A 24,333-nucleotide genomic window follows, 5' to 3' on the forward strand; every position below is an offset into this window, starting at 1 on the left:
GGAGCAACGCCGCACACAAACATTCAACTCTTGAGAAGGATGGAAGATATCAGGTTAAATAAATAAACATACTTCCTTCTTTCTACCCCTTTTTCCTTCTTCCTTCTTCCGACTGACATCCGTTACATCTTGTACAGTGCTCGTTGCCGAACTTCTTTCTTCCCTATTCCGAATTTTTACTTTTTTCCTAGCAACCAATAAGTCATCATATCCCCCTTACCTTTTACCGGAATCACGCCTCGCCTCTCAAACAAATACTTATCTTTCAAAAGCTCATAAGTAACATCAGTAACTTGAATGCTGCCTGCAAAACCCGTAGCTTCCATCCTCGCCGCCACATTCACCGTATCTCCCCACAAATCATACGTAAACTTGCTCACACCAATTACTCCCGCAACCACCGGCCCGGAATTGATGCCAACCCGAATTGCAAGTTTTTCCCCTGTCTCGGCGCACAACTTTGCTATTTTTGCCTGCATTCCCAGGGCCATTTGGGCGATCGCCTCGGCGTGATCCTGTCTCGGCGTAGGCAATCCCCCGACTACCATGTAAGCATCGCCAATAGTCTTAATTTTCTCCACACCGTACTTTTCAGCTAACTGGTCGAAGTGCGAAAAAATTACGTTCAAGCGCTTGACCAACTCGGTGGGAGACATTCTAGCAGACAACTCAGTAAAGCCAACAATATCAGCAAATAAAACGCTTACTTGGGCAAAACTGTCGGCAATCGTGCTTTGCTCTGCCTTCAAGCGTTCTGCGATTGGTTTGGGTAAAATATTTAACAGCAACTTCTCGCTTTGCTCTTGTTGAACTTTTAGCGCTTCTTGCGCTAATTTGCGCTCTGTAATGTCAGAAACAGTACCCTCATAGTAGAGCAGCTCACCTTTGGAATCTCGAACAGCCCGAACATTTTCTGACACCCAAATCCGGCGCCCGTCTTTCCGACATACCATAGATTCAAATCCCGAAACGGCATTTTCAGCATCCATGGCAGCCACAAATTCGAGGCGGCGTTCTGGGTCAACGTAAAGTTGCTGAGCAATATTTTTAATCTCGGACATCAGTTCTTCTGGCGAGTCGTAACCGTACAATTTTGCTAAAGCTGGATTAGCGCTGAGATAGCCTCCTGAAGGCGTGCTTTGAAAAATGCCTTCCATCGCATTTTCTACAATGCTGTGATATTTTTCTTGAGCAATACGCAGCAATTCTTCTGCTTGTTTGCGCTGAATCAAAGAACCTAATTGAGTGCCGACAGCATTAAAAACGTCTATAAATCGTGCGTCTTTCCCAGCAGACGAAATTTTAAAGAAAACTAGCACTGCCAATACTTCATTGCCTACCAAAATCGGCACGCCAAAACCAGCTTTGAATCCGAGTTCTAGTGCTATTTTACTTCGGAGAAAATGCGGGTAGCCCTTGGAAATATCTTCTACCCATTCCGGTTGCTTGGATGCCCAAACTCGTCCCGGCAGCCCTATATTCATGGCAAATGTCAGTTGTTCGCTTTGCTTGCGGAACGCATCCATCCTCGCGTTGCTGGCATACCAGCCCCTGGCAGATTGCAGCACAGTTGCTTCTGCATCGGGAATCCAAGCTTCTCCTACATCCCATCCGATTGTTTCCCCAACTTGGTGCAAAATTACTTCTAAAGCTGAGTGAAAGTCTACAGCTTCGCCGATCGCCCGCGTAGTTTCCAGCAAAAACCGGATTGATTCTTCAGCCCGCTGCCGTTCTGCGATTTCTTCCTGCAATCTAGAATTGCGATCGTGCAGTTCCCTAGCTTGCAGTTGCAGTTTGGATTGCAGCGAACGAAGGGAAAGTTGGTTTTGGACGCGGGCTAAGACTTCTTCTACTTGAAACGGTTTAGTAATATAATCCACTCCTCCTACTTGAAAAGCTTTAACTTTTTCCAGCACGTCATCTAGCGCACTAATAAAAATTACCGGAATATCTTTAGTTTTTTCGCTTAACTTTAACTGCTCGCAAACTTCATACCCGTTCATTTGCGGCATATTAATATCTAGTAAAATTAGATCCGGAGGAGATATTTGTGCTCCTTGCAGAGCCAAGTGTCCGTTAATAGCCTTCCTGACATGATACCCGTAAGATGTCAGCATAGTGGATAAAAGTCGCAAATTATCCGGCATATCGTCAACGATCAGAATGTCTTTAGGAGTCGCTGGTAATCGATGGTCGTTCATCATCATATAATTGAGTTAAATCGATAATGATATCTATCCGAAAATTATCGACTAAATCTGTTAAAGCGTTAGCGAGATTTGCCTCAGTTTCGGGAATTTCCTCGATCAGTTCGAGGATGCGGTTGTCGTCTACACAAAGTGCTGCTCGGTGCAGCTCGACCACCCAGTCTGTGGGCATTACACTCAAATCCTCGGTGGTCAAACTTTTAAGCAGCGTCGGTGTTGAAAAAGAAGTAGATAAGTTTTCTTTCTCATAAATATAACGCAGGTTGAGGTGATGCGCTATCTTTTCAAAGAGTACCTCTTCCCGAAACGGTTTACATATCAAATCGTTACAACCTGCCGACAAAATTATTTGTCGCTGCTCGTCAAAAGCACTGGCAGTCAAAGCAATAATTATTGTTTCTTTACCTTCTATAGTTTTCTTGATCTGTCTTGTCGCTTCATACCCATCCATCACAGGCATCAGCATATCCATTAATATCAAGTGCGGCTTCCAAGTTGAATGCAAAGCAATTGCTTCTTGCCCGTTAATTGCTTCCATAACTTCAAATCCCAGGGGTATCAGCAGCTTAAGCAGCAGTTGGCGATTTTCCGCTACATCTTCAACTATTAATATCCGATAAATTTCTTGTCCCGCTTCTAAAGAAATAACTTGTTTAATCGGCGGTTTTTCTTGTTCATCACTTTCTGTTACTAGGTTTACCCAGATATTAAAACTGAAAATTGTGCCTTGGTCTAGTTTACTTTCAACAGCAATATCACCTCCCATAATTTGGACAAACTGTTGGCTGATGGGCAACCCCAGACCAGTTCCCTGCATGGATTTTCGACCCGTTTCGGTTTGTAAAAATGGCTTAAATAATGTGGCAATTTCTGAGGGAGAAATGCCGGGGCCCGTGTCGGCAATTTCAAAATACAATTGGGATTTGTTTTCTTCGGTGGCGTCTTGTTTAGCTTGGCTGCTGACGCGCAAAGTAACGGTTCCCTGCTGAGTAAATTTAATCGCATTGCCGAGTAGGTTAATTAAAACTTGCCGCAATTTAGCTTCGTCTGTTTGAATGTACTGCGGCAAATCCTCGGCATTTTCAAAGATAAGGTGCAAACCTTTGGAGTTGGCTTTTAGTTGCAGCATTTCTTTGAGACTGTTGAGAAGGTTGTAGAGATTGAAGCGGCTGGGGTTGATGGTAATTTGACCTGCTTCTATTTTGGACATTGACAAAACATCATTGATGAGTTCTAGCAAATGTTCGCCACTGCGGTTAATAATTTCTATGTATTCTTTTTGTTCTTCTGTGATAGAACTATTGCGCGCCATGACTTGGGAAAAACCGAGAATGGCGTTGAGGGGTGTGCGGAGTTCGTGGCTCATGGAAGCTAGAAATTGGCTTTTGGCGCGGTTGGCAACTTCGGCGTTTTCTTTGGATTTAATCAGTTCCATCGACTGCCTTTGAGTGCGGGCGAGCAATTCCGCTTGCTGTAATGCTACTCCTAGTTGAGTACCAACATCAACTGCAACGTTGATTTCAGCTTCACTCCACTGGCGGGGAGCCGAATTTTGATAGGATGCTAGTAATCCCCAGAGCTTTTTGCCGGAAAATATTGGTACAATAATGTAGGATTTAGCTTGAAATTTTTCTAGCAATTGGATGTAACAATTATCGAAACCTTGCTTGTAAATATCTGGGACACAAAGGTAAGTCTTTCCTCTGCTGTATGCTCCGCCTTGGGTTTGTTGCAAATAGGTATCGTGGACTTCTGGTGAGATACTATCTAATTTTTGGACGAGGCAAAGTTCACTATCTAAAGCGCCTTCAGTAAGGTTAGAATCGGTATCTTGTGCTTGGATGAAAGAAACCCACTTGCGGTCAAGGGATTCAGCTACAAATTCGCCACTCCAGTCTGGATTGAAACGGTAAATAGCGACTCGATCGCACTTCATGGTTTGGCGCAATTCTCTGGTTGTAGCGTGAAAAATTTCTCGGATATCTAAAGTTTGCCGCATTCTTTCAATAATGCGGGCGATCGCCCTTTGTCGTAAAGCACTTTCTTGCAGTTCGGTTTCTGCCTGCTTGCGTTCGGTAATATCTACAGCCATTAAAGCAATGCCGATCGCTGTACCGTTATCGTCAATTAGGTGAGTATTGTACCACTCGCAGATGATAATTCTGCCGTCTTTGGTCAGATTTTCGGTAGTGCCGCTGGATTTGGCATTCAAGTCATGATTGAAAATATCAGATAATTGCGGGTGGTAGCTTTCAGGTAAGATCAAATCCGAGGCGACTCGACCGATCGCTTCTTGCTCACTGTAGCCAAAAATAGCCACGGCTGCGGGATTCCAAGTGATAATTTCTAAATTGAGGTTTAACTCGATAATTGCGATGGGTGTTTGCTGCAATAAAAACGAGATTCTTTGCTGCGATGCTAGCAGTTTCTCTTCGGCTAATTTACGGTCAGTGATGTCATTAGCAGTGCCGAGAATTTGTTTGGGTTTACCATCGGCTGTTCTGAGAAATACTGTATCCCAACTGTGCATCCACCGCCATTCACCGTTTTTGTGTTTCATGCGGTATTGACATTCAATGATCTCACCGTCTTTGGCTTCATCTACTTTTTGGATGCTGTCAAAAAACTTTGGCAAGTCGTCGGAGTGGAGCAGAATTGGCATCATTGCTGTACCCATATCTTGTATTTCTTGGGCTGTGTATCCGAGTAGCGTCGAAATTTGTCGGTTGGTATAAACATTCCGCTGTTCAATTACATCGTAAACGTACAATAGGTTGGGATTGGAATCGGCGATCGCTTGAATGAAGTGCTGGCTCTCTCTGAGTGCGGATTCTGTTTGTTTGCGAACGCTAATATCTCTGGCTACGATAATTACTGAATCTGGAGTAAGCGGAGAAACTTTAGCGTCGAGGCAAACTTCACGATCTCCGACTTTAAAGCTATATTCTACATTGATGCTTTGCTTGGTTTTTAGAGCTTGTTGGATGGCATTTAATACTAAATCTGCTACAGGTTCCGGCAAGACTTCATGGGCGGTTTTGTTAATCATTTCGCTGGGAGGTTTCACCAAATTTGTTGATGCTGTCGGAGCGATTTTGATACAGCGCCCTTCTGCATTTCTCACTAAAACTGTGTCAGTCATGGCCGCAAAAATCGCCCGCAATTCAGTTTCAGATTCTTGCAGAGCTTGCTCGGCGCGGACGCGGGTGCGAATTTCTGCTTGCAGCACTTTATTTTGCCGATCGAGCTGCTGAATTCGGTTTTTTTCTCGTTCGATCAGTTTGGCTTGAGCGATAGCGAGCCCTACTTGAGCCGCCACAGCTTCTAATAAGTCGATTTCCTCGGAAGTCCATTCCCGGTAACGATCGCACTGGTGCAAACCGATAGCGCCGTTTGCCCTGCCTTGGTAGGAAGTGCGAATTGCCAACATCGATTTTAACCCAACCTTCTGGCAAATAGGTTGAACAGCTTTCAACAGAGGGTCTGAATAAACATTGTTGGAGGCGATCGCCCGATCTTGTATCATCATTTGTATGACGTGAGGATTGCCCCAAATTGGAACAGGTACGTTCCGAATAGATTCGCAATCGGGTTCTAGATACTCGGCCGCCAGAGGAATAGTGACTTGGGGAGTAGTAACGTAAGTATGAATCAAACAGCGATTGACGCAGAATGCCAGACCGATTTGAGTTGCAGCTATTTGAAATATTTGTTCTGGCTGCAAGCTTGAGCGAATTTCTTGAGTTATTTTTGCAATCAGCAATTCTCGCTGAACTTGCCGCTCTAAAGCAGCTTTAGCTCCAGCAATTTCTATTTCTGCGTGCTTGCGATCGCTGATATCATAAAGTACCCCATACCAAACAATATCGCCATTATCGCGCATTTCTGGCCGAGAATTAGATTGCAGCCATTTGAGTTTACCCGACGGTGTAATAATCCGCCATTCACAGGCAAAAGGTTCTAAATTTTGGGCGCTAGTAGTAATTTGTTTGACTAGATATTCTTGGTCATCTGGATAATTTTGATCGAAGCACAAGTAAGGATTTTTTAATAGTTCCTCACTCTCTAATTCGTAAACCTCTCGACAAGCATAACTAATATATTCAAACTTGAAACTCCCCTGGGAGTTCTTTATAAATTGATAAAGAACTCCCGGTATATTGACCGCCAATTTCTGCAACCGCGCTTTGCTTTCCCGGAGTGATTCTTCTGTCCGCTTGCGAAATTCTACCTCTTGTTGCAGTTGAGCATTCTGCTGTTTTAATTGTTTTGATAACTGTTGTATAGTCAATTGACTTTCGATACGCACTAAAACTTCTTCCACTTGAAAAGGCTTAGTAATGTAGTCAACACCGCCGACTTCAAAAGCTTTGACTTTGTGAAAAGTTTCATCAAAAACACTCAAGAAAATAACCGGGATTTCCCTCGTTCTCTCGTTGGATTTCAGTCGAGTACAGACTTCATATCCGTTCATTTTGGGCATAGCAATATCTAGCAAAATTAAGTCGGGGAGAACAGTAAAATTAGCATTGACCGCCATTTCTCCCGAAATCGCCCGCTGAACTTTATATCCTTCTTTCGTCAATATGTTTGACATAAAACGCAGGTTGTGGGGCTGATCGTCAATAATTAAAATGTGAATAGTTTCTTTGTCAAATATCATCTTTTGTCCGATTATTGTGAATTTTTTAGTGCAAGCAGCAGATTGATGATTTAATGAATTTAGCGATTACTTCCATCATCATATAATTATTCTTTTAAACATTTTAAAAATCCGCAAATAGAGGATTAATTTTAGATATTAACTAATCAACTAACGCACATTCTATTTTTTAAGCTAATTGGTTGCTTGTCTTAAGGTTTCTCCTCAAATTAACCGTATTTAACCATATCTTATTGCCCAAACAAATCCCATTATTTGATATCCTAATTAACTTTGCAGAACAACAATCCTCGCTGAGGCACTCCAAATCAAAGCAACCGGGTTTTTTATTTTTGTTCAATGGCTGGGACAAAATATTTTCGTAGAACCCGGTTGATACGCCCAAAACAGTTTTTTACTTGACCTTAGCATTAAAACTCCCAGGAGGATAACGCAAGTTTATGGATATTCTGTTAACACATTCAAAGGGTTTTAGCAGAGATACACACCTGGACATACTGCGAGGCGAAGAAACCGTTTTTTTTACTCTTGTCGCTGCAACAAAGTCTAGCGGTGAAAAACCTCGGTTTTGACCCACCCGCCCATCAGCCTTAAGATATTTACTAGGTAACTAAGAGTATATAGCAATCCTCAATTATTTGTTAATTTCTTACTCCCGATCGGGTTCGGAGAGGGTTGCGGGTAGGGTAAAAATTTACGACTCCTGCAAGGATTGCTATAGATTCATCCACTCGCCTCCAAAGCCTACGAAACAAACTCTTTTCTAGGTCTTTTCTATGCCAGCAATTCCTTAAGTTTAGCAAAATTTTCCTGACTAAAGTAAATTTTAATTTCTAGTTCTTGGTCAGCCTCCCATAACAGCAGCATATTATCTTCGCCCAAGGCGATTTCTGGATTATTTAATTCAAGTGTTTGATATTTAACTTCGGAAATTCCAACGCGAATTACAAGTTCTGCTTCCAACTGAGGATAGATGTACAATTGCTGTTGCAAGTTGTCAAGTTCTAGTTTGTCAACAGTGTTGTTACGTTGGACTGGAGAATCGGGCTTGTACCAATAGAGAGTTTCCTCTCGAATTTCGGGATTGACTATCACAAATGTTTCGTCAAAACGCTGGGGGTGCCAGTGAATTTCGCTCAGGCCGCCGATTTGCGGAATCAGTCGCTCTACCCAGCTAATTTCTTTACCGTTGAGGTTTCCCCACCACTCACTGATATTATGGAGATTGTCAGCATTTTCGGGGTGGCTGCTACCGGACTGCCAGACTGTTTTTAGTTGTTGCATATACAGGTTCTCCAGCGAATTTAAATTTGAGATTGCAGGCTTTCAATTGGAGATTCATTCGTTATACAATAATTTTAATGGACTTACCAATTATTTACCACGAAGATTACATTGCACCTCTGCCACCGAATCACCGCTTCCCGATGGCCAAGTTTCGGATGCTTTACCAGATGCTGCTCGCGGACGGGGTAGCAGAGGAATCGCAATTTCACGCTCCCGAACTTCCCCCTCAAGAATGGATTGAATTAGTCCACGACCACTCGTATGTTCAAGCTTACTGCAACGGGACGCTCGATAACAAAGCGACTCGGCGAATTGGTCTGCCTTGGAGTCGCGCCCTTGCTAATCGCACTTGCACTGCGGTTGCAGGAACTGTACTAACTGCCAAGCTCGCTTTAGACTGCGGTTTGGCTTGCAATACTGCGGGCGGAACTCATCACGCCTTCCCGGCTTTTGGGTCGGGTTTTTGTATTTTTAATGATTTGGCGATCGCCTCTCGCGTCTTGCAAAAAAATGGTTTAGTTCGCAAAGTTTTAATTGTCGATTTAGATGTCCACCAAGGAGACGGAACCGCTGTAATATTCCAAGATGACAGCAGCGTTTTTACTTTCTCGATGCACTGCGAAGTTAATTTTCCCGGCACTAAACAAAAGGGCGATTTAGATGTACCTTTGCCTGCCGGTATGGAGGACGACGAATATTTACAAACATTGGATAAATTTTTACCAGATTTGCTCTCAAGTGTCAAGCCTGATTTAGTTTTGTACGATGCTGGAGTAGACCCTCATCACGGTGACAAACTGGGAAAATTAGCTTTAACTGATACGGGCTTATTTCGCCGGGAAATGCAAGTTTTGATGGCGTGTTTGGCTGGTGGCTATCCCGTTGCCTGCGTGATTGGCGGGGGCTATTCCGATGACGCTAAGGGGTTAGTTTACCGGCATTCGCTCCTGCACCGAGCCGCCAGTCAAGCCTACAGGCAGTATCGACTTTGATCGAGAGTGGCCAGATTTCCGAAATATGGCCGAAAAAACAGTCTCCCTCACCCAAACAAATAAAAATACTATTAGCGATCGCTCCAGCTTGCCAGATGGGTACAACTTGAGCTAAAAAGTTGTTAAACAAACAACGGTACTTATGTCGAAGGCCAGCGAGTCCAATCACCCCTATCCACTGCTGGTTGTCATTGTTAACTACCGAACCTCTAGTTTGACAATTGACTGCTTGCGCTCTCTAGTTAGCGAAGTTCAATCGCTGCCCGGTATGCGAGTTGTAGTTGGCGACAATGCTTCAGGCGATCGCTCCGTTGAAGAAATTAGTAGTGCGATCGCCTCAGAAGGCTGGAATGAATGGGCATCCTTCGTTCCCCTAAACCGCAACGGCGGATTTGCCTTCGGCAACAACGCCCTGATCCGTCCCGCCCTCCAATCCACCAATCCTCCTCCTTACTTCCTGCTGCTCAACCCCGACACCATAGTTCGCCCCGGTGCCTTAAAAGCCCTCGTCGATTTCATGGACACTCATCCGGAAGCCGGCATCGCCGGCAGCCGTTTAGAAGACCCCGACGGCACCCCCCAGGAGTCAGCTTTTCGGTTTCACAACATTTTCACCGAACTCGATTTTGGTTGGCGGACAGGCTTTATATCCAAGTTATTAGCCAACTGGGCCGCAGCGCCTCCCATTTCCCAAGAAACCTGTCAAACTGATTGGGTAGCTGGAGCCAGCATGATCGTCCGTCGCGAAGTATTTGAAAAGATTGGCTTGATGGATGAAGCTTATTTCATGTACTGCGAAGAAATGGACTTTTGTATGCAAGCGAACAAAGCTGGCTGGAGTTGCTGGTACGTACCCGAAAGTCGCGTTGTCCACTTAGTCGGGCAAAGCTCAGGCGTCACTGACACCAAAAAGCCCGCCAAGAGGCTGCCCACCTATTGGTTTGATTCCCGGCGCAGGTACTTTATCAAAAACTACGGCTTGGTTTACACAGCCTTAACTGATGTATCCTGGGCTTCGGGTTTTGCAGCCTGGAGGGTGCGCCGCGTACTTCAAGGCAAACCCGATGGCGATCCACCACAAATGCTGAGGGATTTTGTATTAAATAGTGTATTTTTTAAGGGGGGTAAGATTGAAAAATCCAAAAACTTTTAAAGGGAGTTGGTAAATCGGTCAAAGCCAACTAAACCAGGTTAACTTAGGCAAGCAAAATATTTTATGATGCAGCCGAGAAATTAGTATTATCGATCGATAAAACCGGATTGCTTTTTCCTCAAAAACCTGATAGACCCATTAATATCGTCGGCATCTAGCAATAGAGTAAACAAAAAATAGTGTGAATTAGAGCTTATGGTCACTGAGCAAAACTTAATCACCAGTGAAAATCAAGTAGAAGACCCCGGCTTGGGACTGTGGCAGCAAATTAAAGAAGACTGGATTGCTCACGGTCGAGATTGGACAAAACCGGGATTTCGCGCCGTAGCAGTGCAGCGTTTTGGCGTCTGGAGAATGCAAATAGAACCGAAATTACTTCGGGCACCTTTGAGCATTATTTATCGATCGCTCTACCGAAAAGTCCGCAATAGTTACGGGATAGACTTGCCTTACACTGTGAAGCTCGGTCGTCGCGTGGTGATCGAACATCAAAACGCTATTATTATTCACGGATATTGTACGATCGGCGACGACTGCATTATCCGCCAAGGTGTAACTTTGGGAAACCGCTATTTGGACAAACCGCTAGAATCCCCTCAATTGGGCGATCGGGTTAACGTCGGCGCTGGTGCAAAAATTCTCGGCAAGGTCAACCTAGGAGACGACGTAAATATCGGTGCCAATGCTGTAGTTTTATCAGATATTCCAGCCGGTCAAACTGCCGTTGGTATCCCTGCCAAAATTATCAAATCCCGGCCTGCTGAAAACAACGCTTAAATCATTTTCTTCCTTATGGCTTATGCTATAACTCTGCGGAGATTCAATAAATCTCCCTAGCCAAGTTAGAGATTCATCTTAAGATAAACTGCACAAATAGGCACAATTGTCTACATCATCAAAAAATTGCACAAACAATGGTTGAGTCAATCACTAAGTCAATCATTTCTGCTACAGAACCAGACTGGAGCCGCGAAAAACTTAGCAAGTGGTGGGAACCCAGTCGCCAACTGCTCAAATCTATCCGCAACTATCAAAAGTGGCAGCAGCAGGGTGGAATTGGAGGATATATTTTATGCCGTTGGAACGTGATCCAGCATCGATTTTGGAGCGTTGTCACTGCAACAGACATCCCTTTGAACTGCCAAATACAAGGAGGACTGCTGCTGACTCATCCTAATGGCGTTGTCATTCATCCCAGTGCTTCCATTGGCCCTAACTGTCTGATTCTTCAGCAGGTGACAATTGTTGCTGATGTCAAAATCGGCGGTCATGTCGATATTGGTGCAGGAGCTAAAATTATTCGCTCCGTAACGATCGGCGATCATGCTTTGATTGGTGCTAATGCTGTGGTGATTTGTGATGTGCCACCGGGTGCAACCGCAGTGGGAATTCCCGCAAAAATCATCGAAAAAAAACCCCAGGAAGTCTGAAAAAATTTCTAGAAGTCGCAGAAAAATTATGAAATTAGCTGGACTTTTATTAAAATATAAAACGAACTACTCAGTAGTTGCTTTCAAGAGGTAAAACTTGAAAGAAATTGGATTAATTGCGAACAGCTAGAATTTGGGATTTAAAATTAAATAAAAAACCCGTGGCTTTCAGTCGCGGGAGCGTCCAAAAGCTCAAGTTTTCTCCCTCACTTTTCAACCTGGTTTCAATTTTTCGAGTACCAACTCAGCGCGCCGCCGTGCCACTTTTTCCCACGTAAATTCCTGTGCCCGCTCGCGGGCAGATTTACTCATCCGAAGCCGCAAATCGGCACAACCAGCTAACTGTTGCAAGCCTGTCACTAGCGCTTCTTCATCATAAGGCGAAACAATTATGCCATCTTTGCCATCTCGGACAACGCCACCTGCTCCCATAGGTGAAGTTAAAACTGGCAAACCGTTAGCCATCGCTTCATAAGTAACGAGCGGGCTGCCTTCTTCCAAACTGGGAAAGGCAAAAAAGTCAGCTTCGCGATAAGCAAGGGCAATATCGCTAGTGTAATCCCTATGAATTACATCTGAGCGTGCTAAAATGCTGCTGCAAGTTTCAGCAATTGCTGGCTCCATACTTCCGCAAAGCAGTAGTCTGCCTTTAATTCCTGCTTTTTCCCAAGCCCGCAACAGTAAATGAGCTCCTTTTCTGACGCAAACGCTGCCCGCAAAGATAACAGTAATCGTGTCTGATACTGGCTTGTCGCTCACAAAAGGCGGGAAGCGCTTGGGAGACCACCCATAACTGGTAAGGATCAGTTTATGTTCGGGAACTCCCGCTCCCATAAAAGATTTTTTCACATCGGGGCTCGGACAAAAAATGAAATCAGCCAAACTAATTTCTTCATCCTCTTGCTGAATCATACCAGCAGTAATTTGGTGTTGGGGAGCGATTCCCAAGCGGCTGTAAGCATCATCCATAATAGATTTTGCCTGCTTTGTATAGCAGTTGATCCGCTCCAAAAAAATGGGTTTGCTCTGCTGCTTCACTTTCCTAAAGGTTTCGATCGAAGTGTTAGGCCACAAGTAAATTGCATCAAAATCCTTGATATCTCTGAGGAAACGCTTTTCTGTAAAATCTCTAGGCCCGTCAGCGCTGCGGTAATACAGCCATTTGAGGTATCTGGGTACAGCTTCTACAAGATTCGGTCTGCGACATGACGGATCGCAATTCGGAACAACCATGCGGACTTTAAAGTCAGGGTTGTTCCACTGTTCGCAGAGTGAAAAAAATGTATGGCTGGCTCCCAGGTTCGTACAGTAAAGTGCGAAGAAAGAACTTAAATTTAGCATTGTTAACTAAGCTCTACTTAACATGATCTGTGTGGCTCTTAATACAGAATAGGTTAGAGACAGTTTAACACCAAAAACCGCAGATTAAGGTAAGTTAACAATATAAAGATATTGTAAACTTACCTTAAGTGTCACTAAAATATTAAAATAGCAACTCGCGAGTCGAATTCAAGAGGTAAAGGTTGAAACAAATGGGATTAGTGGCGATCGGACGAAATGAAGGGCAGCGCCTCCGCCAATGCCTAGTCTCCGCCACAGGCAGAGTTGCCCGCGTCGTCTATGTCGATTCCGGCTCAACAGACGGTAGCCTAGAGTTAGCCCGATCGATCGGAGCCGATACAGTAGAACTAGACTTATCTATACCGTTTACCGCAGCACGTGCCAGAAACGAAGGCTTTGCCCGCTTGCTGGAACTAGGGCCAGACATCGAATTTGTTCAATTTGTGGACGGTGACTGCGAAGTAGTTGATGGATGGATCGATCGAGCCTACAGCGAACTCGTAGCCAAACCAGACGTAGCAGCAGTCTGCGGGCGCAGGCGTGAGCGATACCCCGAGGCAAGCATCTACAACCAATTGTGCGACATCGAGTGGGATACGCCCATCGGCGAAACCAAAGCCTGCGGTGGCGACTCCCTGATGCGCGTAGCAGCATTTGAGCAAGTCGAAGGTTTCAATCCCACACTAATAGCCGGCGAAGAACCCGAACTGTGCTTGCGGCTGCGCCAAAAAGGTTGGAAAATCCTTCGCTTAGACGCAGAAATGACCCTGCACGACGCGCAAATGACGAGTTTCGCACAGTGGTGGAAGCGGGCTCAAAGAGCGGGTTACGCCTATGCCGAAGGCTCCTGGCTCCACGGCAGCGAACCAGAGCGCCATTGGGTCAAAGAAACGCGCAGCACATGGTTTTGGGGCTTAGTCTTGCCAGCCCTAGGCTTGGCAATGACATGGCCGACAAAAGGCTGGAGCTTGTTACTATTGAGTGGCTACCCCTTAGCAACCTATCGCACCTATAACTATTATATAAAGCATCGGTACCTCACAACTAAAGAGGCAGCCATCTACGCTTTGTCATGTGTATTAGCAAAATTTCCCCAGCTACAAGGTCAAATCCAGTTTCACCAGCGCCGATTGCTGGGGCAGCAGAGCAAGCTAATCGAATACAAAACCACCAAGTCTATTAATTCAGCCAGCTAGAATTACAGCTAACATCCCAGAAAGTCCACCCCTGAGTAGTAAACAAATGAGCGATCAAAAATTAAAAGTTTTACTAATTGTAGAGCAGTGCAATCCTGACTGGGCATCAGTACCTTTGGTGGGCTACAACTTTTTTCAACAAATAAACAATTTAGTTGATGCAACACTCGTTACCCATATTAGAAATAAACCAGCTCTTGAAAAACATCCAGAATACGAAAAAATATTCTACCTTGAGGAAGGAAAGTTAACCAAACAATATTATAAGATAGTTGAAAAAATTACCGCCAACGGGCGCGTAAATTGGCCTCTTTATAATGCATTGAGTTACCCAATTTATGAAGAATTCAATCAACAAGTATATCAAAAATTTAAAGGAAAAATCCTCAACGGAGATTATGACATAGTTCATGCAATTACCCCGATGATGCCGCGGTATCCGTTTAAGGTAGTCAGTGTGTGCCAGCAGACTCCTTTTATTCTAGGACCTGTGAATGGGGGCATTCCCTTTCCACCAGGTTTTCAAGAAACTGCCAGACAAGAATTTGCTCAATTCAACTTTTTGAGAGCAGTTGGTCGAGCATTAATTCCAGGTTATGTAGAAACTTACAAAAAAGCAGACAAAATCTTAGCAGGTTCAACCTATACTTTAAATATGCTCAAGGATTTGTTTGCAATCCCCGATCAAAGAATTGCTTTGTTCTACGAAAATGGCATTTCGGAGAAATTTTTAAATCCGACAAATATCCTTGACAAAGATGTCAGCCAGATCAATTTGCTTTTTGTGGGTCGATTAGTTCCTTACAAATGCGCCGATATTGTCATTGAGTCTATCGGGAAATTAGAGGAGGCAATTCAAAATAAAATACGCTTAACCATAGTAGGAGAGGGTTCAGAAAGAAATAACTTGGAAAACAGAGTGAAGGAACTTAATTTAGGGGAAATAATCAGCTTTGCGGGATGGGTAAATCAACAAGAAACTCTGGATTATTACAGGAAAGCAGATATTTTTTGCTTCCCTTCGATCCGAGAGTTCGGCGGCGCAGTGGTAATGGAAGCTATGGCTTGCGGGCTTCCCTGCATCGTTGCCAATAATGGCGGTATTGGTGAATACGTGAATGAAGAAACTGGTTTTAAGATAGAGCCGATTTCTAGAGAGTATCTCACCCAGGAGTTGACAAGTAAAATTAAGCTGTTGGTCGAAGACGATCGTCTGCGGGAACGTATGTCAGCTAAGGCGATCGAAAAAGCCAGAGAATTTGCGTGGGAAAGCAAAGCCATAAAAATCGTCGAGATTTACGAAAAAATGCTCGGTGAGAAAAGTGTTAGTGCATAGACATAGTAGAACGGTATTGTTTAGTTAAAAAATAGAAAGCAGGTACGAAATGAAGGCAAAAATTGGATACTTTATTCCACAATTTCCAGGCCAAACACACATATTTTTGTGGCGGGAGCGACAATTTCTTGCAGATCTGGGAATTGAAACAGATTTAGTATCAACTCAACCGCCCCCCAGAGCGATCGCTTCTCACGTATGGGCAGAAGAAGCTCAAAAAAATACTGTTTATCTATTTCCCTTTGCTGCGAAAGATTTTATTAACTCATTCCTAGAGCTTCTCAAAGCTGGTCCCGGTGCATGGTGGCAATGCCTTGCAGTTATTGCCAAAGCGAGTGGCACATCCTTATCTGAAAAGGTGCGACTCTTGGCATGGATTTTTGTGGCTGGCAAACTAGCAGGGTTAACAAAAACAAAAGGTTGGTCTCACATCCACGTTCATTCCTGTGCCAATGCCGCCAATATAGCCTTATTTAACTCAATTCTTACAGGCTGTACTTACAGTATGACTCTTCACGGACCTACTCTAGAAGTGTACGGGTCAAATCAGGAACAAAAATGGAAAAATGCTGCTTTTGCGATCGTGATATCTCAACTGCTTCTCAATGATGTCAAAAATAAATTAGCGAACTTTCTTCCCAAACAATTAGCTGTTGCTCCAATGGGAGTTAATTTTGCAGAAATTAAACGCAGCAGCCCTTACACGCCTTGGCAAGAAGGAAGTCCGTGCAAGATTTTTGCTTGCGGTCGCCTCAACCCGGTGAAAGGTCACAAATACTTGGTTGAGGCGGTAGAATTGCTGCGAAATCGGGGATTTGACGTGAGGCTGCAAATTGCAGGCGAGGATGAACAAGGGGGCAGCGGATATCACCAAGAGCTACAAAAAATGATTGAAGATAAATCGATGTCCGAATGCGTGGAGCTACTTGGGGCTGTTTCGGAACAGGCAATTCGCCAAGGTCTAGAAGCAGCTCACATTTTCGCTTTGGCAAGTTTGAATGAAGGAGTTCCGGTTGCTGTGATGGAAGCAATGGCGATGGAGGTTCCGGCGGTAGTTACTAATGTAGGCGGAACTTCTGAGCTAGTAGATGACGGCGTGGATGCTGTATTAGTCCAATCAGAAAAACCCGAAGAAATGGCAGATGCGATCGCCAATCTCCTCCAAAATCCAGAACTTGCTCTGAGTATCAGTCAGGAAGCTCGGAAAAAAATCATCGCCAAATTTAGCCACGGGCGCAGTGCAGAAACTTTAGCTCAGTGCTTGGAAAAACTGGGAATAACTAACCCGTCTTAGTGATTCCAAAGAAGAAATTTAATCCCAGAGTACATAAATCTAGTTGATTCCCATACAAGTTATGCGAATTTTAATTGGTGCTCAGAACGCCTCAACTAAATTCGGCGGCGAGTCATTGCTGCCGCTCAACTACTTTCGGATACTTCGATCGCGCCAAATAGAGACATGGTTAGTGGCGCACGCCCGCACCCAAACAGAACTCACAGAGCTGTTTCCACAAGAGCGCGATCGGATGCACTTTGTACCCGACACTTGGCTGCACCGGCTGCTTAACAATTGCGGGCGATTTATCCCTGAAAGAGTGAATGACTTTTCTTTTGGGCTTCTCACTCACTTGTACACCCAATTGCTACAGCGTCGTATTGTCCGGCGGCTGGTGAGCGAACACCAGATTGATGTTGTACACGAACCGACACCTGTCTCGGCAACAGTTCCTTCGTTTATGTTCGGATTGGGAGTGCCGGTAGTTATCGGGCCGATGAACACGTCGGTTAAATTTCCTCTGGCTTTTCGATCGCGCCAAAATCCTACCATTGATATTTTAATCGATATCGGTCACCAGGGCGTCGATTTCTTCAATCGTCTTTTTCCCGGTAAAATCAAAGCCGAGACGCTGTTAGTGGCAAACGATCGCACGAAGCAGGCACTTGCATCTGGGGTGCAGGATAAAATTATTGAACTTGTGGAAAACGGCGTGGATTTCTCGGTGTGGCGATCGGTGATGGGCACATCCGAGAGGAACTTGAAGCTCAAACAGCTCGTTTAGGCATCGACAGCAGCGTTCTATTTAGTGGGTAGCTGTCTCAAGAGGAGTGCGCTCTCAAAATGCAACAAGCTGATGCAATGGTTTTTCCCAGTTTGCGGAAATGCGGCGGGGCAGTGGTGATGGAGGCAATGGCAGTGGGCTTGCTAGTCATAGCAACGAACTGAAGCGGCCCGGTAGATTATCTGAATTCCACTTGCGGTATTTTAGTAGAACCCACTTCTAAAGAAGGATTTGTCCAGGGACTGACAGATGCAATGCTCAAGCTGGCTCATTCACCAGAATAGCGGCAGAGTATCGGTTGTGCGGGACGGGAACAAGTCCGGCAGCATTTTGATTGAGAACGCAAAGTCGATCGAATACTTGAAGTTTATCAACAAACGATCGACGATTGCCTGAAGCATTAAGTAGCCGACCATTAAACCATAAAGCAGCAGCTTTCACGTGGAGAGCTGCTGCTTGGGGGTGCTAAAAAAGTATGTGGCGGCCCAAAGACCCCCCTCTACATCCTAGCGATCGAAAAACGGGTTAACCCGTTTGTGTGGTTAACCCGCGAGCTTGGAAACCTGCAGATCAATTAGTTTTGCACTACCAGCTTAACGTTGGCATTTTGCAAACCGCGCTGCTTGACTGCGGCCAAGGTCTTGTTAACTGCGTACTTCTGGTTGATGGAGTTGATTAACTCAGTTTGATTGTGTTTTTTGGCGACGCCCCAGAGGTCGGCAATCAGGTCAAAGGAACCATCGCTATTGCGAGACCAACCGAGGTCATATTCGCCTTCGAGAATCGCTACGATGTCGGAGCGAACGCGCTGACCGTTATAGCCACGAACATCAGCTTCTGACTTGACTGAAATGCCCAAGTCGCGCAGTGAAGCTTTCAGGATTTCGGCATCGGTGATTTTGGTACGCAGAGTGCTAAAGTGAGACATTGGATTTCCTCCTAATAAAACTGAGAGAGAAACAACAACGGTCTGGATTTAACGGTGCCGCTGGGCGGCTCTTGAATCGAACTGCTAGCTGTTGCTAGCCTTTGCTCCTGTTTGGACCAGGAGAAAGCTTTTAGAATTCCATTCGCTGGTATTCAGCGACGGAAGACGCAGCGGGCCGTGCACGCTGTCTAGCCCAATCTCGAAGGGCGGTGACCTGTTCGGTCATTGTTTTAGACAGTGGCATTGTAGATTTAATGGCCGCGATGATGTCTAGCTGCGTAAACTCTCGATCTTGAGCGAAGGCTTCGTACATTGCGGCTACTAGCGCTTGCTCAATCTCTGCACCTGAAAAGCCCTCGGAAACATTGGAAAGTTGCTCTAAATCGAAGCGAGTAATTTCCCGACGCCGCTTTGACAGGTGAATCTTAAATATATCTTGGCGTTCTTCTTTGGTAGGCAGATCAACAAAGAAGAGTTCGTCGAATCGGCCTTTCCTCAAGAATTCTCCCGGCAACCGCTCGATTCGGTTGGCTGTTGCCATTACGAAGACTGGGGAAGTCTTTTCTTGCATCCAAGTGAGGAAGGAACCGAAAATCCGGCTGGATGTGCCTCCGTCTGAGTCGGCCGAACCAGTGCCTCCTGCAAAGGCTTTGTCTAGTTCGTCTATGAAGAGGAGGGCTGGAGAGATGGATTCTGCGGTTTTGAGGGCATTGCGGAGGTTGGCTTCCGATCGACCCACCATCGAGCCGTCGTAGACTCTACCCATATCTAGCCTCAGCAGGGGCAGTCCCCAGAGGCGGGAGGTGGTCTTGGCAATCAGCGATTTTCCGCATCCTGGTACGCCGAGAATTAACATCCCTTTAGGTTGGGGCAGACCGTATTCTCTCGCCCTTTCGGTAAAGGCGTTGGAACGCTGTCTCAGCCACCGCTTCAGCTCTTCTAAACCGCCGACTGCATCCAGGGTTTCGTCTTCTTCAATGAACTCTAGAATGCCGTTGCGCCGAATTAATTGCTTTTTCTCCGAAAGAACTATGTCTACTTCTTCTTCTGTGAGGCGCCCAGTCGAAACTTGGGCTTTACGATAAACTTTTTCAGCTTCGTCCTTGGTCAATCCCAAGGCTGCTTTTAAAAGTTTTTCTCGCGCTTCTGTGGTAATGCGTCGCGATTTCGTTTGCTCCAACTGACCAGACAATACTTGGTTTAGTTCCTTCATGTCTGGCAACGCGAAGTCTAATACCACTACTTCCTTTTCTAGCTCGATCGGAATTTGCTGCAAAGGAGACATCAGTATAATTGTCTTTTGCGTTCCTTTGAAGTTGGCGATCGCATCGCGCAACCACCTCGTTACCGGAGGAGAATCTATAAAAGGATGTAAATCTTTGAAAATGTAGATGCTAGCGTTACTGTTGGGTTCTCGCTGCCTGATCACCCATTCTATTGCTGCCTCTGGCGAGACGGTGTTGTGTTGGGTGGTGGTGCGGGGTTGACCATACTCCACAATGCCGTGAGTTACAGTCCAGATAAATACTCGTCGCTGTGGTTTTGCTTGAGCTATTGTCGAAATTGCTTGCTCACACCGCTCTTCCTCGGATGTCACGAGGTAGATCAGAGGATATTGAGCTTGGATTAGAATACTGATCTCTTCTTGCATAGTCCTCGACCCACTAGAGACGGTGCTATCTTTGCTGAATCTCAATGCTGCCCTTCGCCCTCTTACTGAAAATTTCAGTTTTAGCTTTTTGGGGAAGCAAGGCATTCTTAGCAGGGAACCAATTCTTCCTCTCCCGGTTTGGCCGTGCTGGCGCTGACGCCCGACACCTGCTTTACTGGAAGCTCCTGTTCAGCCAATACGCTCGGCTGACTTGTTACGGATGCCAGTTCTCCATCTCGCATTACTACTGAACCCGTGCATTCTGGACAGTTGTATACCCGATGGGTTTGTCCGTAGGAGGCTTCTACTTCGTCAACCAGTTCGGGATTTCCTAGGTAGAAGACAATTGCCCTTTCTGCAATTGATGACATCGGTTCAGTTTCGACTGCGGCTCGGATTTTGAGCTGGCGATGCAGTTCTGGTGGAAGATACAATGTAACTTTTTGCTTTTCTTGCATATGACAGTGAATTGACTTACCCGGGTATGTATATCAGATTAGCCGCTTAATTCTTTGCTGTCAAGCCTCTATGCAGCTTTAGCGTCATCTTGTAATATTTCGTTACATTTGAGGTAACTCTGGGATTGTTAACAACCAAAAAGTAAGGGGTGTAGCTGATGAGGCCGAGGTGCAGCGGCAGGTTGGGGTAGCGTCAAGGACGATCGACCAACTATAAATATGAACAATAGATATATAGGAGTACGGCCAACAAATCCTTTGAGCCGCCCTCTGGGGTAAGGTGCGCCATAAACACCCAGCCCGCTCATGAGGTTACTAACTTTGGGCGTTTTTATTTTGAAACCAAACTCCCCCAAACAGTTTTTATAGCTTTAATCGTGCAAAATCCGAACGTGAAATAACCGTTTTCGGCTTTTGATCCGCCTCAGATTTAACACGCCTTGACAGCGCTAGCGCTCAGCACCCTACCGTTAGACTTTTGGGATGACATTGTGTAAGCTGTTACGCACTTAATTTTTTTGCCCAAATGCTCGCTACAAGGACTCTAGGCTGCAAAATATTAAATTTAGATGGGTGTCAGCTTATCTTTAATAGGGCAGTGCTGGGTAATATATACTTGGATGCGGACCCGCTAACCTGAAATTTTTAATTTTAGATATCAAAGAACTGACTGATGGATTTAGACCAACAGATTCAAGCATTGATCGAAAAAGCTCCGCCCGACGGTTCGACGCCACAAATCTTAAAGGCGATCGCCCCGGCACTGGTGTTAATTGCCCAACAGCTACAGCACCTCGAATACTCGATCCTGCAAGCGGTAGACCAAAGTTGGGCGATCGTGGTTTTGAGCAATCTCAAGCAACCGGGACGGGAGAAGAGGGTGATTTATGCTTGGAACAGTCTTAAAGATGCGTCGCAGGCTGCGGCGGCTGGGGGCGATCGCCTCAGACCGATACTTTTGCCTGTCACTCACATTTTATTTCAGATGATAGCTCTGGAAGGTCTTGACAGCATTGTTTTTTTTGAAAGTCCCGGAAATCAGGAAGTCGGGACGGAAATCCCTCGCGAGCAAGTACAGAGTTTAATTAATGTTTACTTGCAACAGTATCGATCGGCTCCACCGCCGGATATTGCCTAGACAACTCAATTTTCTATTAATTGGTAACAGGGCATGAGGCATTGGGAATTACCCATTACCAATTCCCCATTACCAATAAAGTGTAACTTTTTAACCTCTAATAAAGTCTGCTCAAAACGTATTCAGCCAAATCAATCAAAGCTTGACGGGACTCTGAATGAGGCAGCGCAGCTAAGTATTCGACGGCTTTCTGTGCGTGATTGGTGGCAAGTTCTCGCGATCGCTCTATGCCTCTAGAATCTTCTACCAGTGCCAGGGCCTGCTCTAGATCTCCTTCTTGGGCAAATTCGCGTTCTATGAGAACTTCCAAGTAAGGTTTTTCTTCTAGGGCAAATAGTGCGGGTGCTGTCAGATTACCGCTTCTGAGATCCGAGCCTGCAGGTTTCCCCAAAGTTTCCGTTGAAGCGGTGAAATCTAATATATCATCTACTATTTGGAATGCCAAACCAATGTTGCGACCGTAGTTGTACAAATCGTCTGCTATTTCCGCTGAAACCTCGCTCAAACAGCCCGCTGCTTTGGAACTGTTGGCAATTAAAGACGCTGTTTTGTAATAACTTTTTTCGAGGTACGCTTCGATCGACAAGCTGGTGTCAAATCCATTGAGTCCCTGTTGAATTTCCCCCTCAGCTAAATCCATAATCACTTCTGAAAGCAGTTTGACTACCGGCAGGTTGTCTAGATTTGCCAAATGCCAGGAAGATTGAGCAAACAGAAAATCTCCCGCCAATACTGCCACTCGGTTGTTAAACCGACTGTGAACCGTCGGCACTCCCCGCCGCAGATCCGACTCGTCCACCACGTCGTCGTGCACGAGACTAGCTGTGTGAATCATTTCTGTGATTTCAGCGAGCCGGCGGTGTTTTTCCGTGATTTCCCGATCGGGCATAGTCGCCTTGGCCATCAACAGAACGATTGCGGGTCTCACTCGTTTTCCCTTTGTGCCGAATAAGTATTCTGCAGCCGCGTACAAGATGGGATGACGGGCACCCACTAACTGTTTTAAGTTTTCTGTCAACAGTCGCAGGTCTTCTTCAACCGAGGAAAATAGGAGAGTGCTAGAGATCATGGATACGCCGACTCAAGCCGTAAAGTAACAAAATTTTACATATCATATCTTTATTTTAAGGTAATTCTCTGCAATAGAAAAGAAAAATCTAGGCGATCGGCAGTTATTTGTCATCTGCCACCCGATGGGAGTCACCCGCCTGCCAGAGGCGAGTCGCCGGCTGCCAGAGGGGTTGCCCCTATTGTATCGAATTGTTAAGGACACTGCCAAAAAATCTCTAAATCCCAGAAACCCTGTGTTATTATGGGTATTAAGGATTTAAACAATTCTATACATTAAGTACAGCCAGACTGGCAGGTAGCTTTTAGGTGCCTGTAAAAGTTTCGTAGAGCCAGCCTTGTTAGTCGATCGCAGCCAAAATTTCTGGTACAGATTTTTAGTTCCTCGCAGCTAAAATTTATCAGAAGTTAAGAGTAGCGCATCTTATGTGCACGGTAGCTCAAAGCAGCTCAAGTGGATGGTTTTAGGCTGTTTAAGCATCTGTAAAGCAGTAAATCATTATTGATGACCGGGAACGCCTAAAGGTTCCCGCAGGCTTGATATGGAAAAACAGCCTTCAGAACCAAGGCATGGTCTTGCGTGCTGACTTAATGTAGTAGGTCTTGAACTTGTCCTGCTCCTCCTCGTCCTTGACTTTTGGTTCTAATTATGATTTATCGCGATATTCCTCTAATTATTCCCATTCTGGCCGCCGGCTATGTAATGACTATTTATGTACTGCTGATGTTGGCCGAACGCAGCGCTAAAATAACTCGATTGGGCGAGTAGTGTACTGCTGGGCAGCCGAAGTCGGCAGTAGCGTCCTCGCTTCACCCTTGAGAATTCGGAATACTCCATAATAACCCTGCCTGGAATGCTTGCGCGCAAAGGCAGGGTTATTATTTACAATTACGGGCACCGTGATTTTCTGGGCTGCTACTTACTGCAACACGTAGCTACAGTTATCGAGGTTAAATGCCCACAGCCTCTGAGGCAAGATATTATATTGAGTAGCAGCTTGTATAGCTCACAGCAAGTTTCATGTCAGGGAAACCCGACCAGTGTTCCGAGAAAGCTATTAAAGTGCTCTCAAAAATGCTGAGTTTGAAGTTATCGGTTATTGTGCCAAAAATCTCAATATTCCTATTTTGTAGGGCAAGAACTTACAGAAATAAAACGCGAAATTGCTGAATATAGTAACCTACTTGCTCAACAGAAGCAATCCATAAAGTTGCACGGCTATCACATATTTCATCAAAGGCTGCTTAAATGACTGATGCAGGCAGATATTCTCTGTCATTTGTTCACATATTCTCAACAAAATTTGCTAGAGAGCCATAAAAGTAATTTTTAATTAAAAAAATGATATATAGCCTTTCTCAGAAAGATGAGGTACAATAACAGCAGTGTGTAAACCAGTTAAAAATATTTGATGATGTAACTTG

General features: G+C 45.1%; 18 protein-coding genes. 10 read left to right on the plus strand and 8 right to left on the minus strand.

The annotated features are described in order from the left end of the window. Window positions 1-176 precede the first annotated feature (176 nt). From QUA33_RS19190 to QUA33_RS19200, 3 genes are all read right to left on the minus strand, one after another. Window positions 177-2,204, minus strand: a complete 2,028-nt coding sequence (locus QUA33_RS19190) for an adenylate/guanylate cyclase domain-containing protein (protein WP_333150323.1) — start codon at window positions 2,202-2,204, stop codon at window positions 177-179. Beyond that, window positions 2,170-6,870 carry a response regulator gene (locus tag QUA33_RS19195; RefSeq protein ID WP_333150297.1) on the minus strand — a complete coding sequence of 1,567 codons (4,701 nt, stop codon included), beginning with the start codon at window positions 6,868-6,870 and terminating at the stop codon, window positions 2,170-2,172. Before QUA33_RS19195 ends, QUA33_RS19190 begins: the two co-directional genes overlap by 35 nt. Window positions 6,871-7,644: 774 nt before the next feature. Beyond that, window positions 7,645-8,154: a hypothetical protein gene (locus tag QUA33_RS19200; RefSeq protein WP_333150299.1), complete on the minus strand. Its 510-nt coding sequence runs from the start codon at window positions 8,152-8,154 to the stop codon at window positions 7,645-7,647. A gap of 77 nt (window positions 8,155-8,231) precedes the next feature. On the opposite strand from QUA33_RS19200, the gene QUA33_RS19205 reads away from it, so the two are divergent. The 4 genes from QUA33_RS19205 (at window position 8,232) to QUA33_RS19220 (ending at window position 11,732) form a co-directional block, all read left to right on the plus strand. After that, window positions 8,232-9,149, plus strand: coding sequence for a histone deacetylase (locus QUA33_RS19205; RefSeq protein ID WP_333098360.1), 918 nt, complete (start codon window positions 8,232-8,234; stop codon window positions 9,147-9,149). Between the two features lie 142 nt (window positions 9,150-9,291). Beyond that, window positions 9,292-10,302 carry a glycosyltransferase family 2 protein gene (locus QUA33_RS19210; protein ID WP_333150301.1) on the plus strand — a complete coding sequence of 337 codons (1,011 nt, stop codon included), beginning with the start codon at window positions 9,292-9,294 and terminating at the stop codon, window positions 10,300-10,302. 195 nt (window positions 10,303-10,497) lie between these two features. Continuing rightward, window positions 10,498-11,079, plus strand: coding sequence for a serine acetyltransferase (locus tag QUA33_RS19215; RefSeq protein WP_333150303.1), 582 nt, complete (start codon window positions 10,498-10,500; stop codon window positions 11,077-11,079). A gap of 137 nt (window positions 11,080-11,216) precedes the next feature. Next, window positions 11,217-11,732, plus strand: a complete 516-nt coding sequence (locus QUA33_RS19220) for a serine acetyltransferase (RefSeq protein ID WP_333150305.1) — start codon at window positions 11,217-11,219, stop codon at window positions 11,730-11,732. Window positions 11,733-11,945: 213 nt separating this feature from the next. On the opposite strand, the gene QUA33_RS19225 is transcribed toward QUA33_RS19220, so the two are convergent. Further along, window positions 11,946-13,073, minus strand: coding sequence for a glycosyltransferase family 4 protein (locus QUA33_RS19225; RefSeq protein WP_333150307.1), 1,128 nt, complete (start codon window positions 13,071-13,073; stop codon window positions 11,946-11,948). A 182-nt stretch (window positions 13,074-13,255) separates the two neighbouring features. On the opposite strand from QUA33_RS19225, the gene QUA33_RS19230 reads away from it, so the two are divergent. From QUA33_RS19230 to QUA33_RS19250, 5 genes are all read left to right on the plus strand, one after another. Then, window positions 13,256-14,269: a glycosyltransferase gene (locus QUA33_RS19230; RefSeq protein ID WP_333150308.1), complete on the plus strand. Its 1,014-nt coding sequence runs from the start codon at window positions 13,256-13,258 to the stop codon at window positions 14,267-14,269. Between the two features lie 46 nt (window positions 14,270-14,315). Then, complete coding sequence (locus QUA33_RS19235; RefSeq protein WP_333150310.1) at window positions 14,316-15,605, plus strand: glycosyltransferase family 4 protein; 1,290 nt, start codon at window positions 14,316-14,318, stop codon at window positions 15,603-15,605. A 49-nt stretch (window positions 15,606-15,654) separates the two neighbouring features. Then, complete coding sequence (gene epsE / locus QUA33_RS19240) at window positions 15,655-16,899, plus strand: exopolysaccharide biosynthesis GT4 family glycosyltransferase EpsE (protein WP_333150312.1); 1,245 nt, start codon at window positions 15,655-15,657, stop codon at window positions 16,897-16,899. Window positions 16,900-16,960: 61 nt separating this feature from the next. Further along, window positions 16,961-17,665 carry a hypothetical protein gene (locus QUA33_RS19245; RefSeq protein ID WP_333150314.1) on the plus strand — a complete coding sequence of 235 codons (705 nt, stop codon included), beginning with the start codon at window positions 16,961-16,963 and terminating at the stop codon, window positions 17,663-17,665. Between the two features lie 59 nt (window positions 17,666-17,724). Continuing rightward, the gene (locus QUA33_RS19250) at window positions 17,725-17,829 is read left to right on the plus strand and encodes a glycosyltransferase (RefSeq protein ID WP_333150316.1); all 105 of its coding nucleotides are present in this window, start codon (window positions 17,725-17,727) and stop codon (window positions 17,827-17,829) included. A 410-nt stretch (window positions 17,830-18,239) separates the two neighbouring features. On the opposite strand, the gene QUA33_RS19255 is transcribed toward QUA33_RS19250, so the two are convergent. The 3 genes from QUA33_RS19255 to QUA33_RS19265 all read right to left on the minus strand — a co-directional run bounded on the left by QUA33_RS19255 (window position 18,240) and on the right by QUA33_RS19265 (window position 20,702). Then, window positions 18,240-18,593 (minus strand): DUF1257 domain-containing protein, encoded by a 354-nt coding sequence (locus tag QUA33_RS19255; RefSeq protein ID WP_006635781.1) that lies wholly within the window; start codon window positions 18,591-18,593, stop codon window positions 18,240-18,242. A 130-nt stretch (window positions 18,594-18,723) separates the two neighbouring features. Further along, a complete protein-coding gene (ycf46, locus tag QUA33_RS19260) occupies window positions 18,724-20,244 on the minus strand; it encodes a stress-responsive protein Ycf46 (RefSeq protein ID WP_006635782.1) in 1,521 nt (506 codons plus the stop codon). Window positions 20,245-20,351: 107 nt separating this feature from the next. Beyond that, window positions 20,352-20,702 carry a hypothetical protein gene (locus tag QUA33_RS19265; RefSeq protein ID WP_333150318.1) on the minus strand — a complete coding sequence of 117 codons (351 nt, stop codon included), beginning with the start codon at window positions 20,700-20,702 and terminating at the stop codon, window positions 20,352-20,354. Between the two features lie 673 nt (window positions 20,703-21,375). Between QUA33_RS19265 and QUA33_RS19270 the strand changes: the two genes are divergently transcribed. Then, window positions 21,376-21,840, plus strand: a complete 465-nt coding sequence (locus tag QUA33_RS19270; protein WP_333150320.1) for a hypothetical protein — start codon at window positions 21,376-21,378, stop codon at window positions 21,838-21,840. Window positions 21,841-21,937: 97 nt separating this feature from the next. On the opposite strand, the gene sds is transcribed toward QUA33_RS19270, so the two are convergent. Continuing rightward, window positions 21,938-22,909 (minus strand): solanesyl diphosphate synthase, encoded by a 972-nt coding sequence (gene sds / locus QUA33_RS19275; protein ID WP_333056988.1) that lies wholly within the window; start codon window positions 22,907-22,909, stop codon window positions 21,938-21,940. Window positions 22,910-24,333 lie beyond the last annotated feature (1,424 nt).

This window comes from Microcoleus sp. Pol14D4 (assembly GCF_036701245.1).
In the GTDB taxonomy this organism is placed as follows: Bacteria; Cyanobacteriota; Cyanobacteriia; order Cyanobacteriales; family Microcoleaceae; genus Microcoleus.

Bases quoted from the DNA above. Each gene is read 5' to 3' on its own strand.
- QUA33_RS19190 (WP_333150323.1), bottom strand. From the start codon at position 2,204: ATGATGAACGACCATCGATTACCAGCGACTCCTAAAGACATTCTGATC.
- QUA33_RS19195 (WP_333150297.1), bottom strand. From the start codon at position 6,870: ATGATATTTGACAAAGAAACTATTCACATTTTAATTATTGACGATCAG.
- QUA33_RS19200 (WP_333150299.1), bottom strand. From the start codon at position 8,154: ATGCAACAACTAAAAACAGTCTGGCAGTCCGGTAGCAGCCACCCCGAA.
- QUA33_RS19205 (WP_333098360.1), top strand. From the start codon at position 8,232: ATGGACTTACCAATTATTTACCACGAAGATTACATTGCACCTCTGCCA.
- QUA33_RS19210 (WP_333150301.1), top strand. From the start codon at position 9,292: ATGTCGAAGGCCAGCGAGTCCAATCACCCCTATCCACTGCTGGTTGTC.
- QUA33_RS19215 (WP_333150303.1), top strand. From the start codon at position 10,498: ATGGTCACTGAGCAAAACTTAATCACCAGTGAAAATCAAGTAGAAGAC.
- QUA33_RS19220 (WP_333150305.1), top strand. From the start codon at position 11,217: ATGGTTGAGTCAATCACTAAGTCAATCATTTCTGCTACAGAACCAGAC.
- QUA33_RS19225 (WP_333150307.1), bottom strand. From the start codon at position 13,073: ATGCTAAATTTAAGTTCTTTCTTCGCACTTTACTGTACGAACCTGGGA.
- QUA33_RS19235 (WP_333150310.1), top strand. From the start codon at position 14,316: ATGAGCGATCAAAAATTAAAAGTTTTACTAATTGTAGAGCAGTGCAAT.
- epsE (WP_333150312.1), top strand. From the start codon at position 15,655: ATGAAGGCAAAAATTGGATACTTTATTCCACAATTTCCAGGCCAAACA.
- QUA33_RS19245 (WP_333150314.1), top strand. From the start codon at position 16,961: ATGCGAATTTTAATTGGTGCTCAGAACGCCTCAACTAAATTCGGCGGC.
- QUA33_RS19250 (WP_333150316.1), top strand. From the start codon at position 17,725: ATGCAACAAGCTGATGCAATGGTTTTTCCCAGTTTGCGGAAATGCGGC.
- QUA33_RS19255 (WP_006635781.1), bottom strand. From the start codon at position 18,593: ATGTCTCACTTTAGCACTCTGCGTACCAAAATCACCGATGCCGAAATC.
- ycf46 (WP_006635782.1), bottom strand. From the start codon at position 20,244: ATGCAAGAAGAGATCAGTATTCTAATCCAAGCTCAATATCCTCTGATC.
- QUA33_RS19265 (WP_333150318.1), bottom strand. From the start codon at position 20,702: ATGCAAGAAAAGCAAAAAGTTACATTGTATCTTCCACCAGAACTGCAT.
- QUA33_RS19270 (WP_333150320.1), top strand. From the start codon at position 21,376: ATGGATTTAGACCAACAGATTCAAGCATTGATCGAAAAAGCTCCGCCC.
- sds (WP_333056988.1), bottom strand. From the start codon at position 22,909: ATGATCTCTAGCACTCTCCTATTTTCCTCGGTTGAAGAAGACCTGCGA.